The 14049-nt window shown below is 39.3% G+C and carries 8 protein-coding genes; all 8 read right to left on the bottom strand.

Annotation, left to right across the window (positions count from 1 at the left end; all coding sequences use genetic code 11):
• Nucleotides 1-20: 20 nt before the first annotated feature.
• Complete coding sequence (locus G530_RS0102655; protein WP_026933055.1) at nucleotides 21-1046, bottom strand: sugar kinase; 1026 nt, start codon at nucleotides 1044-1046, stop codon at nucleotides 21-23.
• Nucleotides 1046-2449, bottom strand: coding sequence for a glucuronate isomerase (uxaC, locus tag G530_RS0102650; protein WP_026933054.1), 1404 nt, complete (start codon nucleotides 2447-2449; stop codon nucleotides 1046-1048). The genes G530_RS0102655 and uxaC overlap by 1 nt, the downstream gene beginning before the upstream one ends.
• A 46-nt stretch (nucleotides 2450-2495) precedes the next feature.
• Nucleotides 2496-3257, bottom strand: coding sequence for an SDR family NAD(P)-dependent oxidoreductase (locus tag G530_RS0102645; RefSeq protein ID WP_026933053.1), 762 nt, complete (start codon nucleotides 3255-3257; stop codon nucleotides 2496-2498).
• A 6-nt stretch (nucleotides 3258-3263) separates the two neighbouring features.
• A complete protein-coding gene (gene kduI, locus G530_RS0102640; protein WP_026933052.1) occupies nucleotides 3264-4097 on the bottom strand; it encodes a 5-dehydro-4-deoxy-D-glucuronate isomerase in 834 nt (277 codons plus the stop codon).
• A gap of 301 nt (nucleotides 4098-4398) precedes the next feature.
• Nucleotides 4399-6249, bottom strand: coding sequence for a right-handed parallel beta-helix repeat-containing protein (locus G530_RS17220; protein ID WP_051199662.1), 1851 nt, complete (start codon nucleotides 6247-6249; stop codon nucleotides 4399-4401).
• Nucleotides 6246-10439: a thrombospondin type 3 repeat-containing protein gene (locus G530_RS17680; RefSeq protein WP_169514029.1), complete on the bottom strand. Its 4194-nt coding sequence runs from the start codon at nucleotides 10437-10439 to the stop codon at nucleotides 6246-6248. The genes G530_RS17220 and G530_RS17680 overlap by 4 nt, the downstream gene beginning before the upstream one ends.
• A 221-nt stretch (nucleotides 10440-10660) precedes the next feature.
• Nucleotides 10661-12217: a DUF4957 domain-containing protein gene (locus tag G530_RS0102625; RefSeq protein ID WP_035715711.1), complete on the bottom strand. Its 1557-nt coding sequence runs from the start codon at nucleotides 12215-12217 to the stop codon at nucleotides 10661-10663.
• Nucleotides 12218-12248: 31 nt separating this feature from the next.
• The gene (locus G530_RS0102620) at nucleotides 12249-14042 is read right to left on the bottom strand and encodes a RagB/SusD family nutrient uptake outer membrane protein (RefSeq protein WP_026933048.1); all 1794 of its coding nucleotides are present in this window, start codon (nucleotides 14040-14042) and stop codon (nucleotides 12249-12251) included.
• Between the last annotated feature and the right edge of the window lie 7 nt (nucleotides 14043-14049).

Below are 14049 nucleotides of genomic sequence, written 5' to 3'. Positions count from 1 at the left end.
ATCTCCTGTGATTTGTATACTTATCTTTTAATCCTGCCACCGGTCCTGCCTTCCATTACTTCTAAAACTTCTTCTACACTTACCAGGTTAGCATCTCCCAGAATTGTGTGTTTTAAAGCACAGGCTGCATTGGCAAAATCAAGCGTTTTTTGATCATCATAATTCTTAAGTCCATAAAGAATACCGGCGGCATATGCGTCACCTGTTCCTATTCTGTCCACCACTGAAGTGATTTCAAGTTCGATGGTTGATATGTATACTTTTCCAGTCCAGGCCTGTCCATAAATTTTCTGCCAGGAAGCGCTTAATCCTGTTCTAACTTTATCAAAAACTTTTTCAATTGAAGGACATTCCTCCATTAGTTTTTTACTCGCCTTAATAAAATCTTCCTTATTAAAAGAAAAATTAGTCCCAAGGATCTCATTGATCTCGTTCACTCCACCTATGAAAATTGTAGAGGAAGAGACCAGCTCCTTTAAAATCTTATAGCCATCTTTTCCATATTTCCATAAATTACTTCGATAAGCCGGATCTGCCGTCACTACAATTCCATTTTTCCTGGCTACTTTTAAACCTTCCTTTAAGGTTGCATAAGCACCTTCTGAAATTGCCGGGGTGATCCCGGTCCAGTGAAAATGAGTACAATCCTTTAATATTTCTTCCCAATTCACCTGCTCTGGTAAAATATTAGCAAATGCTCCGTGAAGCCTGTTATAGGCGATTTTACTGGAACGGGCGGAAGAACCAACTTCAAGAAAATACAGTCCAAGAGGATGCTCTACCTTATTAACCGCAGAAACCTCGATCCCAACCTGACGCATAGCAGCAATGGCTGCATCGCCCACCAAGTCATTAGAAACATTGGTAATATGCTGGGTTTTTAAACCAAATTGAGCAAGTGAAGCTGCCACGTTCATTTCGGTACCACCAAAGAAAAAATCCATTTGATGTGCCTGTTGAAGTTTTCTATGTTCAGAAGGTGAAAGCCTCATAAGCACTTCTCCAAAAGTGACGATCTTTGCTGTATTCGTTTTCTCCTGCTCCATTAAAAGTTAAAATATTCTTCAGCGTTATGATAAGAAATATTGGAGATGGTTTTCCCTACAAGCTCCATGTCATCTGGAAGCTCACCGCTTTCCATTTCTTCCCCAAACAAATTACACAATACTCTTCTAAAGTATTCATGACGTGGAAATGAGAGAAAACTTCTTGAATCGGTAAGCATTCCAATAAAACAACTAACCAGTCCCATATTAGACAAGGCATTCAATTGTTTGATGATACCATCCTTTTGATCCAGAAACCACCAGCCCGAACCAAATTGAACTTTCCCTTTAATACTTCCGTCATTGAAATTCCCTATCATGGTTGCAAAGATCTCATTATCTGAAGGGTTTAGATTGTAAAGGATCGTTTTGGTGAGTTTATCCTTGCCGTCCAATGCATCCAGGAATGCAGAAAGATTCTCTGCCTGGCTATAATCTGCGATAGAATCCCAGCCAGTATCAGGACCAAGCTCCTTTAGCATTCTTTTATTATTGTTCCTTAGGGCTCCAAGGTGAAATTGCTGTACCCAGCCAAACTCATGATAGGTTTCACAAAGGAAAAGTAGAATTGAAGTATGAAACTTTTCCGCTTCAAGATCTGTCAAAGATTTACCGTTCAGTTTCTTTTCAAAAATTCCATTTATCTCCTCAGCAGAAAAATCTTCAAAGGAGATATAATTCAAGCCGTGATCACAAAGTCTACATCCATTTTTATGGAAATATTCTATTCGGCTACGAAGTGCATTTTTCAGATCATCATAAGAAGATATTTGAATATCTGATGCCTTACCCAGATCTTTTATATATTCTGAATAATTTTCATTCGCAATAAGAATAGATTTGTCTGGTCTAAAAGCAGTGCTAACCTTAATACTGAAATCACTATTAGCAAGCTGTTGATGATACTCCAATGTATCTACCGGATCTTCAGTAGTGCACAAAGTTTTTACATTCATCTTTTTCAGCAGACCCCGACATGAATTTTCTGGTAATTGTAACTGCCGATTCACTTCATCATATATACGTTCTGCAGAATCTTCGTTCAACAATTCATCTATTCCGAAATATCGCTTTAACTCGAGATGTGTCCAGTGATATAAAGGATTTCTAAGTGTATGGGGAACAGTTTTAGCCCAGGCAAGAAACTTTTCCTTATCTGAAGCATCACCGGTAATAAACTTTTCATCTACCCCCATGGTACGCATGGCACGCCATTTATAATGATCGCCATTCAGCCAGACCTGCGTAATATTTTCAAAATGTCTATCCTCGGCAATATCCTTCGGCGGTAAATGATTATGATAATCTATGATTGGCTGTTTGGCAGCATATTTCTCATATAGCTCCTCCGAATATTTGTTTTGAAGCAGAAAATTATCTTTTATAAATGTCTTATTTTCCATGTTCTAATTTTTCTCATTAATCCATTCAGTCAATAAAATTGACTAATTAGCGTCCCATCCATCCACCATCAACGGTAAGGATAGCACCACTCATGTAGTCACTTGCTTTTGAAGCAAGGAAAATGATAGGGCCTTTAAAATCCTCAGGTTTTCCCCAACGTCCGGCAGGTATCCTGGCTAGAATAGATTCACTCCTATCAGGATCATTTCTCAAAGCTTCGGTATTATCTGTAGCGATATAGCCCGGTGCAATCGCATTTACCTGCACTCCCTTTCCAGCCCATTCATTAGACAGTGCCATTGTAAGCTGACCAATAGCTCCTTTGGATGCGGCATATCCCGGTACGGTAATACCTCCCTGAAAGGTTAGCAAGGATGCAGTAAAGATCACTTTTCCGCTACCTCGTTTGATCATTTCCTTTCCAAATTCTCTAGACAGAATGAATTGTGCACTTTGATTCACCTCTATCACCTTATCCCAGTATTCATCGGAATGTTCTGCAGCCGGTGCTCTTAAAATTGTTCCAGCATTATTAACAAGAATGTCAATGGCAAGGTTCTCTGACTTTACCTTTTTTATGAATTCATGTAATGATTCCCGTTTGGAAAAATCACATTGATATCCTTTAAATTTTCTTCCTTTGGCGACTACGGCATTTTCAATATCTGACCCCGAAGTTTCCAGGCTTGCCGAAACTCCAATAATATCGGCTCCAGCCTCGGCCAGAGCTTCGGCCATTGCAAAACCAATTCCCCTTTTGCAACCCGTAACCAGTGCTGTCTTACCTTCTAGATTGAATAGTTCCATCTTTAATTATTTCAATTCGTCAACAGAAACTTTATCCATATCTCCATAATCCAGGTTCTCACCTGCCATCCCCCAGATAAAAGTATAATTTGAAGTTCCGGCTCCAGCATGGATAGACCACTCCGGAGAGATTACCGCCTGATGATTTTGAAGGAAAATATGCCTGGTTTCATCTGGCTGACCCATAAAATGACTTACTGTTTGCCCTTCCTCAAGATCGAAATAGAAATATACTTCCATTCTTCTTTCGTGAGTATGCGGTGGCATGGTGTTCCAGATATTACCTTCCTGAAGTTCGGTCATTCCCATTTGTAACTGACAGGTTTCAATTACCGAATTCACCAGCAGTTTATTGATCACTCTTTTATTCGAATATTTTGAATCTCCAAGTTCAACGACTTCAGCCTCTTTTTTAGTTACTTTTTTAGTTGGATAAGATTTATGGGCAGGAGCTGAATTTATATAGAAATAAGGTTGTTCATCTGTTGCTTCAAAGATCACTTCTTTATTCCCTCTACCTACGTAAAGGGCTTCCCTGTGACCTAACTCATATACTTTACCATCTACAGTAACTTTCCCATTACCTCCTACATTTATAATCCCTAATTCACGACGATCCAGAAAGTTTTCAGCTTTCAGCTCATCAATGGCTTCCAGCTTGAGAGGTTTAGAAACTGGAAAAGCTCCTCCGGCAATGTACCTGTCATACATGGTATAAGTAAGCGAGATCTGATCCTTAACGAAAAGTTCCGGGATCAAAAAATGCTCTCTTAAATCTTTCGTAGTATATTTTTTAACATCATTAGGATGATGCGCATATCTAAATTCTGATCGAGTCATATTTTTAATTTTAAATTCAAATGCAATCGATTACACGAATATAATGAAAAATTTCCTTTTTTAAAGTTTTGACAATTTTTTCCTCAAAAAAAAGCAGGATTCTCAAACTTAAAGCTTGTTAAATATGTTCTGTACTGAATTTGGTACTATTCATTTTTTGACTTAAGCTAGATAGAATCGTTCTTTACAAACCCAATTTCAGCATTTTCAGAAGCGAAGATTTAAGAAAAAAAAGATGCGACTTATTGCCGCACCTTTTAATTAAACTAACTCAAAAAACACCTTAGACCTTCAAAAAAGTTTAAAATTCAAATGCTCCGAGGTCTGGCGCAGAACCGTTGAAAGGCAAGCCTAGATCCACTCCTGCATCGATAAGATCACTATCTGCTTCAAGGTGGAAAAAACTAACATCTGGAAGACTTCCATCTTCTTTTCTAGGTCCTGTTAATTCAGCATAATCTATACTTACATAATCATCTACTGAACTTTCTACTCCTTCTGTATCCCAGCTATTATTAGTAACATCCAGGCTTGTAGCATTTACACTTCCCACTTCACCTAACACATTGCTATTCTTAATTATCAGGGATTCAAGTGGATTTGTACTTCCAAAACCATAATTGGTTCCATTGTCATAAGCAGAACAGTTATAAAGTGTTACCTCTCCCCTGTTACTGTTATGATCAAAGCCATCAAATCTATTACCTACAGCTACTGTTCTAATGTAGATAGCGTTATGCTTAAGATCCTTATTATCGCTTCCTCCGGTCTTAAAGCCATTACCGTCTCCTCCACTTGCAGTGCCGTCCATTAAATAACCATTTTGAATTGACCAGCAATCTTCGTGAGTAGTAGTTACATTATCTCCTCCTCTCAGATAACCATCCCAACCGTCATCCAGATTATTCCAGGCTCTACAGCCAATAAATTTATTACCAGTTCCTACATCCAGTTTGGCTGCAAAACCATCGGCATTCTCCAGAGTAGAATCAGCATTAAAGTATGAATCACAGTTAAGAATGGTGTTATTGGCAGCTCCGCTAGACAATTGAAGTCCTGTGTCTGAACATTCAGAAAAAGTACTGAATTCTACCAGGTTATTATTTCCTGTTATGAGCATTCCATTATCACCGGCCTTGAATACATCTATTCCTTTGATGTGCCAGTAACTAGCCTTCAATTCAATTCCACGGTTCGAAGAATTCTCCTCCATCGCAGAAAAATCAAATTTCGGCCTGGTATCATCTTCAGGATGTGCTAATAATGAAATCATAGCGTTCGCACTACCACTGGTATTTATTTCTATGGTAGAATCAAATGTATATTCACCACCACGTATATAAATATTCTCACCAGGAATAGCTGCAGCGATCGCATCTAAAATTTCCTGAGAGGAACTCACGACCTCTCCTACTATTGAGGAAATATTCTCACCGGTTCGAAATGAATAGGTATTACTAATTGCTGTGTTCTTTCCATCGGTAGTTTCAACGTGCCAGTAGTATACACTATTTGCTTCTACTTCAATTTCCAGAGATGTTTCGGTTAAACCGATCCATTCTTCAGGAGGTTCCTGATTTCCATCTACGGTATCTGCGAATAAAGTATAGGTCAATGCATCACCATCTGTATCTGTGGCGGTAGCATCCCATTCCAGGCTAATCCTACCATCAACTGAAGATATCGTAGCTCCAGATTCAGGTGAAACTAAGGTTGCTGGAAATGGTACATTATTAGACCCCGGTACGCCAGCTACATAGAACCTGTTAGATTCAGAAGCTGTAGTTTCTTCTCCTTCATTTTTTGCAACAACCATCCAGGAATAAGCATTACCTCTTTCCAGCCTTACCATGATCTCAGTTGTATTAAGATTAGGTCTTTGTTTAACCTCCTGGGTGGCCAGATTAGTGATCACCAGGTCATAATTTTCGGCACCACCCGCCTCATTCCATTCAAAAAATACTTCAGCCATATTGGCTACAACTTCTCCCACTTCACATTCAGTGTTATCTGCCGGAAGCACTAGATTTGCCATTCCTGGGGCTTCAGGGGTTGTGATCTGCGCATCATCATCATCTGAACAGGATAAGGTTGTACCCATTACCAGAATTAGAAGCAGTTTTTTATAGGGTATATTTATAAGGTTTTTCATGATTTAATAACTTTTATAGTTTTACTTACCGTAGCGGACTTCAATACAAGAAAGTATATTCCATTCCTGAAATTTGTAAGATCAAGGTGAATCACCCTGTCTGAAGGAACTTGCATTTCTTTTGAAATAAATTGCTGCCCGTTAAGATTTACCAGGGATACATCCATATTCGTATCTGTTCCATTGATGTACACCCTAAGATCTCCCTGAGTAGGATTCGGGAACAGCACCACTTCTTCAGACATTAAGACTTCCTCATATACAGTTCCCTGACATTCAGAGTCTGTGAATACTGTAAATTTATTCCTTCCCTTTTCCAGGTCCAGTACAACTCTTGATTGAGATGTCGTGGTAATTTTACCGTTATGTTCTATTTTATACTCACTACTACCATCCAGAGAAAAGGTTACGGTATTATTTGAATAATTTACAGAAGAATAAGCCGCTAAAGGAGTAGGACCTTCTACAGTTACATTAAAACATTGTTCATAGCCATCCTCTCCATCTATAGTTATACATACATCATAGTTACCTGCAGCCAGGTTCTCTATATTGGCAGAAAAACCATTTGAAGATGATAAACTTGCAGATCCACTACCCGTACCGGATACCGCTACATTGTAGGTATAATTAGTGTCCTGAGCGTTTACGCTGATGTAGCCATCACTATTCCCATTACAGCTTACCTCATGTACGGCAAGGCTAAAATTGTCTGCCGCCAGGTCAAAAACTTCGCATCCAAAAACATTAACAACTGCTCCTTCCGGAGAATTTGGACAATCGTCCTCATAATTAATCACTCCATCTCCATCATCATCTTCACATACATCTCCAAACCCATTACTATCAGAATCTACCTGATCTGGATTCGGTGTATACATACAATTATCATCTGCATTCAGAATTCCGTCTTCATCGATATCACCGAAAGGACCTTCGGGATCGGCTTCAAAAACAATATCCTGAGAGGTTTCTCCGGTAATTTCCAATTGATTATCAGGAATAAAATAACCATCAACTCCACCACTAATAGTATAATTAATGTTCGGCTCAAGATTAACAGTATAGGTGCCCGCATCTGTATCAACTACTGGTTTCGGCACATAAAGAGCTTCAGAAGTATTTGGAACAAATGTTAGATCTAAATCTCCAATCTTATCGCCCAGACCAATAATTGATCCGGTAACCGAATAAATTTCCACCTTTTCTATAGTTAAATCATAAGTGGTTGTACCTTCAGTAACCTCTACTGAAGTACCATTAGAAATTACGTAACCATCAGCTCCTTCTAAAGAAATATTATATTCGAAGCCTGTGGGTAGTTCAACATTATACGATCCATCAGTTGGACTAACGTTCCAGGTTTTTCCTTCTTTAATTGAAAAAACAACGGAATAATCTTCAGGTATTCCCGGAGCATCCGTTAAATCAATATCTCCAGAAAGGTTGACATAAGAAGCTGGTTGCCTGACGATCCTGAAGTAACTCGGCTTATCCACTACATCGTAGATATGATAAGTACCACCTGCTTTAGCCACAAAGTTAATTTCTGAAAGTTCACCGCTAGTTTTCACGGAATCATTCTGTAACTCAGGATCTGCAACATATTCAAAATGAATCTCCCCATTACCATCCTGACCAGAAACCCAAAGGCTCAACTTATCATCTTCACTCAGCTCAATACTGAAAAATCTGTTGGTAGCGCCTCTGGAGTTTATATAAATTCTCCCCTTGAACTCCTCGTAATCATCAATATCATCATCGTAACGCGTGAGTTCTGTATTGGTAGTTCGTAACCTGTCACTTCCTCCTCCGGTAAAGCTAAGATCGCCAACTGTGAAATCTGGCAAATTATTATCTGCGCTTCCAGGAGTAATAGATTCATCATACCAGGAATTGATTTTAGCTACATTCAGCATATTATTATATTCAGACTCGTCCAGTTGGGTCGCTCCAAAATCCCAAACATCGGCCAGGCCTTCTACATAAATCAAGTCTTTAGTTATGCTAATATCAAAGCTAGAAGTACCTTCTGTAACTTCCAGGCTGGTATTGCTACTGATTGAATAATTCTCAGCTCCTTCTAAAGAAACCTCGTATTGATAGCCTACAGGAAGGACTACGCTATAGGATCCCCCATTGGTAAAAGGAAGTTTCCATGTCTTCCCAAGTTCATTTGTGAAAACTACACTATAATCTGAAGGAAGGCCATCAGCATCCGCCACATCCACGCTACCTGTTACCGTTGTATAACTGGCACCTTTACGTGTTATTCTAAAATAACTTGGTTTATCGGTATCATCATAGATGCGATAAGTACCTGTAGCTTTTGCCATAAATTTAACTTCTGAAAGCTCCTGGCCCACCGCAACTACATCATTTTGAAGATCTGGATCTGCTACATATTCAAAATGAATTTTACCATTTCCATTTTGGGATAGTGCCCAAAGGTTGATTTCATCATCTTCATTTAGCTCCAGACTAAAATACCTCCCGGTAGCTCCCGAAGAATTGATATAGATCCTCCCTTTAAATTCTTCATATTCGTCAATATCATCATCGTAACGAGTAAGTGCTGTATTGGTAGTTCGTAAACGATCACTTCCACCCCCGGTAAAGCTAAGGTCCCCAGCTATAAAGTCTGGTAAATTAATGTCTGAAGTTCCTGGGACTATAGATTCATCATACCAGGAATTGATAGTTTCTATTGATAATTGATTATTGAACTGAGTTTCATCCAGCTGTGTGGCACCAAAGTCCCAGACATCTGTTAATCCATTTCCAGATGCTCCATCCTTTTGAATTAGCAGATTTAAAGAAGTGTTTTCTGTAATTTCAATATTGGTACTACCGGTGATTGAAAAACCATCGGCTCCTTCAAGAGAAATATCATAAGTATAACCCGCTGGCACATCTACAGTAAATGTTCCTTCAGAAAGGGAAGAACTCCAGGTGTCGCCACTTTCATTAGTAAAAACTAAACTAAAATCTCCAGGAATACCTGTCGCTGCGCTAACATCTACACTCCCTGTAACCTTAGCAAAGGCAACACTTTTTCGTGTAACTCGAAAATAACTTGGTTTCCCTGTATCATCATAGATATTAAAAGTTCCGGAAGCTTCAGCCGTAAATTTTAGTTCTGTAATTTCTTTCCCTACGGCAATTACATCATTCTGATCTTCTGAATCGGCAGTATTTTCAAAATGAATATTACTGTCGCCTTCCTGGGAATTAGCCCAGATTGTTACTTCATCACCTTCCGCCAATTCCAGACTGAGAAATCTACCGGTTGCTCCTGATGAATTGATATATACTCTCCCTTTGAATTCTTCATGATCGTCTATATTCTCATCATAACGGGTTAGGTTCGTATTAGTGGTTCGTAGGCTGTCACTTCCGCCTCCGGTAAAGCTAAGATCTCCAGCCGTGAAATCTGGCAAATTAATGCCAGAGGTTCCTGGGGTGATAGATGCATCATACCAGGAATTAATAGTTTCTACTGATAATTGATTATTGAACTGAGTTTCATCCAACTGGGTGGCACCAAAATCCCAAACATCGGTAAGATCATTGTCTGGTACAGAAATCGACGCATTACTTTCACGTACAATTCTAAAATAACTCGGTTTTCCAGTATCGTCATAAATATTATAGGTTCCGGAAGCTTCAGCCGTAAATTTTAGTTCTGTAATTTCTTTCCCTACGGCAATTACATCTTTCTGATCTTCTGAATCGGCAGTATTTTCAAAATGAATATTACTGTCGCCTTCCTGGGAATTAGCCCAGATTGTTACTTCATCACCTTCCGCCAATTCCAGACTGAGAAATCTACCGGTTGCTCCCGAGGAATTGATATATACTCTCCCTTTGAATTCTTCATGATTATCTATATTCTCATCATAACGGGTTAGGTTCGTATTAGAAGTTCGCAGGCGGTCACTCCCGCCTCCGGTAAAGCTAAGATCTCCAGCCGTGAAATCTGGCAAATTAATGCCTGAGGTTCCCGGGGCTATGGATGCATCATACCAGGAATTAATAGTTTCTACTGATAATTGATTATTGAACTGAGTTTCATCCAACTGTGTGGCACCAAAATCCCAAACATCGGGTAGATTTGAAGGTTCCTGTGAATACCCCGTTAAAATCCCTAAAAAAAGGAAGAGGTAAAAAATGTGTAATCGTTTCATCATTCCATAAAAGATTTAAATTTAAAATGTACCATACGCTGGCATCAGAATTGTTTACGGCTTTAATTGTAAGCACGTTGACTTAATTCTAGACCTGAGTCTTTGAAATCAAATCAGAGTTCGAATTAAATTTTTTAGCAGCTTTTCTCAGCTTATGCAAATAAAAAAAGGGTGTGCATCTTTAAGATGCATACCCTTTTCAATATTTCTATTTATCTAACATATTATCTCCAGCGCGGATCCCCCACATTATTGTCTATTAATGTTTGGTTTGTCACCGTGAAATCTCCGGTTGATGGGTCTACAAATCCCGGATCCAGATTAAATGGATTACTTCCATCAAAAATGTACTGGCCATCATCCAGGAATCCAGGGGCATTCCAGTAATTATTATCACTGAAACTTGGAGATTCATCTATTCCTTCTCTATCGGCATAACCTTCAGATTCTGTTTCGGCAATGATTGTATTTCTAACAGTCACATCATTTGAAACGAAACGTACATATAGTATCCTTCTACTGTCGTCATCAGAGACTGCATATAAAGTACAGCTATCTATAAGTATGTTTGAAGTTACACCGGTATCATTAGAGGTCCCACTAGCATCCATTCTTATGAAATCCCTTCCAGGAGCACAGTTATAGAATGTACTTGTGGTAAGATTCAGGTTGAGTACATCAGAGTTTCTGAAATCTATGAAATCACCTCCAGATGTGAAGATATTATAGATTATAGAGTTCTCAACCGTCAGATTCTGTAAGATCGCATCTGTTTCATTACCAGCAATAAAGGAACGACCATAATCATGGATCACCGAACCACTGATCAATAAAGAATTATAATTTCCTGGGCCTGTATACCTTACAACATCCTGTAAATCTGATGAGCCTTCTCCAAGACCCTGCAAATTAAGGTCTATCAGTTCAACATCATCTGCTCCCGCAACCAATTCGAAGTTTAACTGAAGTAGTGGTTTATCAAAGCTCCTAAGGCCTCTAATGGTTAAAGATTTATCCAGGGTTATCGTTCCCGTTTGTGCGGTATAATCACCTGGTTCAAGCACTAAAATATCCCCTGCAACCGCATCTGCGATCATTTGCAATAAATCATCCTCAGGGGTGACCAGTTTACCATCTCCTATATCAATCCCGGTAGTAAAGGTTTTTACACCTCTAATATTACTTCCATTTAAGAGGGTCGCTGTGTATTCAGTTTCTGAAGTAAGACCTGTTATGGAAGCTATTCCGCTTGCCCTATCTTCATCTGTAATAGTATATGTAATATCACCAGGACTTAAAGTAATTTCAGTGACCTCGCTACCTGGCACCCATCTCAGGATGGCCTCACCAGACTTGATATCACCGTCTTCGCCTTCAATAAAGATCTGTTCAGTTAAGGTTCGGGCAGTGGTAGTAGCCCAGGAGGAATCATCCAGCCCCCGGTCACTAATTGCCTTTACCCTAACAGAATATAGAGTTTCACTCTGTAAAGGTACCAGGACCGGTAACTCATTAGGATTTACCTCTAGGGTTCTTACAATATTATTGAATTGCAATGAATCTTTAGCAAACTCAACTATATAACTATTGACATTTTCCTCTACCGTCCAGTTCAATTCTACATTGACCTGATTCCTAACAAAGGATGTTAGATTTACCGGTGCAAATTCTCTGTCTACAGGTAGCTCCTCGATAAGATCTTTATCATAATCGCAAGCTGCAAAAGTAGCCGTTAGCAGAATAGCTGCCAGTAAACTTTTTAAGATATCTCCTACTTTCATAATTTATAAATTAAATCTGTTTTTTTAGATTCTAGTAACCGTAATCGTTTACCAACTGTCCATTACTAGCATCAATGAAAACCTGCCAGATAGGCCAGAACTGCCTGTTATCAGGGTCCACGCCGGGCTTATAAATGGTGTTTATTATTTCATCCAAGGGTTGATCCCAGGAGAATGCAGAATACTCTGGTCCGGGGTTAGAAGTTTCACCTCTTTCCAGACCATAAATATCTAATGTGTATCCATCTTCTTCATATTTAAAGTAAAGCGTGGTAGGCACATTTGCATAGTCTCCAGTTCTGTTGTTCAAATCTGCCAATTCCTGTTTTTCTTCATTTAATTTCTCGCTAAGAAGATTCCATCGAATGAGATCCATTTTACGATCCATTTCGCCAGTATATTCAAATTTATATTCTTCTACGATTGCCTCAAACATTTGTTCCTTGGAAGAAAGCGCATCAACATAAGCATCGACTTTCTCGTTATGTAGATCTGAAGGAAATGCTCGTCTACGAATCTCTTTAAGATATGGAGCTGCTGCTGCCGGACCTTCAAGTTCATTTGCTGCTTCAGCTGCGGTAAGAAGAATTTCGGCATACCTCATGTAGATCAGATTTCCACCATCATCATTTGTAGAAGTCACATATCGATTCATCCATTCGTATCTATATTTACCGAAATACCAGGTATCAATTCCAACAAGTTCCTGCTGTGCAATTCCTTCTATAGCCGCACCCCATTCATAAGGTACAGCAGTAACATCTCTACGGGTATCTTCTTCATCAAAATCATAAAAGACAGTAGGCGAAGGTCCAGCGGTACCTCCTCTAGGCTGACCGGTAAACTGGTCTACACTACGGTGACGTATAGCAAAAGAAAATAAGACACGGCCACGACCATCTGCAAACGGGATTTCCCATAGAGATTCACCACCGGCACTAATATTTTCCTCGTTATAATTTCTCCAGAAACCTTCAAATGAAGGTTCAAGAGAAGCAGTCCCACTATTAATTACATCTCTGGTTTCATCCAGTGCCAGCTTATACATATTTTGAACCGACAGTTCAGGGTCATTACTTCTTCTTACTCCATCGGGATATTGCTGAAAACCACTGGCTACCATTGCCAATCTAGCTCTAAACCCTTTTACAAATGCTTTATTCACACGTTCAACCGTAGAAGTTGCAGGGCTTGCATTTGGCCAGGCTACTAAGGTTGAAGCTTCCCCTAAATCTGCAATAAGCTTTTTATATATAGAATCTCTACTAGTTTTAGGCAAATACAGTGTCTCAGAAGTAATAGGTTCAAAACGAGCCGGCACATCACCCCATGTTTTCATAAGATCGGCATAATACACTGCTCTATAGGTTAGAGCTGCTCCTAAAAGTTGCCCAAATTCAGTACCCGGCTCAGGATTACCATAATTCCTCAGACCGCGTATCACAATATTTGCTCGCTCAATTCCCTGATACATCATCGCCCAGGCATTATTATCTGTATTCATTCTGGAATTACCCGGTTTAGCGTCATAATACACCAGGTCTGCATCTGAACCTTCATCCCCTGCACTATAATTATATTCTACATCTGTATTAAATCCGTAATACGGAATGAATCTACCTCGGTAAGAATTCGTTTGTCCCATTGGCTCCAGGATTCCATCTACTGCTCCCTTTGCTAAACCAACCGTCGAGAAAATAGTCGATTCATCCAGGCTTGATTTTGCCGGCGCTTCTAAAAAGTCATTATCTAAAAAATCTTCCTCACATGATACAATAAAGCATGTCACGAGAATTACCGAACAGATTTTTATTATGTTTTTCATTATCATC

It is taken from the genome of Christiangramia echinicola DSM 19838 (assembly GCF_000423065.1).
GTDB classification, from domain to species: domain Bacteria; phylum Bacteroidota; class Bacteroidia; order Flavobacteriales; family Flavobacteriaceae; genus Christiangramia; species Christiangramia echinicola.
Note: the sequence above shows the minus strand (reverse complement) of the source record. Positions and strands in the feature narration are given on the sequence as shown.

Excerpts from the sequence above, each read along its gene's own strand:
- G530_RS0102655 (WP_026933055.1), bottom strand. The coding sequence starts at position 1,046 with ATGGAGCAGGAGAAAACGAATACAGCAAAGATCGTCACTTTTGGAGAA.
- uxaC (WP_026933054.1), bottom strand. The coding sequence starts at position 2,449 with ATGGAAAATAAGACATTTATAAAAGATAATTTTCTGCTTCAAAACAAA.
- G530_RS0102645 (WP_026933053.1), bottom strand. The coding sequence starts at position 3,257 with ATGGAACTATTCAATCTAGAAGGTAAGACAGCACTGGTTACGGGTTGC.
- kduI (WP_026933052.1), bottom strand. The coding sequence starts at position 4,097 with ATGACTCGATCAGAATTTAGATATGCGCATCATCCTAATGATGTTAAA.
- G530_RS17220 (WP_051199662.1), bottom strand. The coding sequence starts at position 6,249 with ATGAAAAACCTTATAAATATACCCTATAAAAAACTGCTTCTAATTCTG.
- G530_RS17680 (WP_169514029.1), bottom strand. The coding sequence starts at position 10,439 with ATGATGAAACGATTACACATTTTTTACCTCTTCCTTTTTTTAGGGATT.
- G530_RS0102625 (WP_035715711.1), bottom strand. The coding sequence starts at position 12,217 with ATGAAAGTAGGAGATATCTTAAAAAGTTTACTGGCAGCTATTCTGCTA.
- G530_RS0102620 (WP_026933048.1), bottom strand. The coding sequence starts at position 14,042 with ATGAAAAACATAATAAAAATCTGTTCGGTAATTCTCGTGACATGCTTT.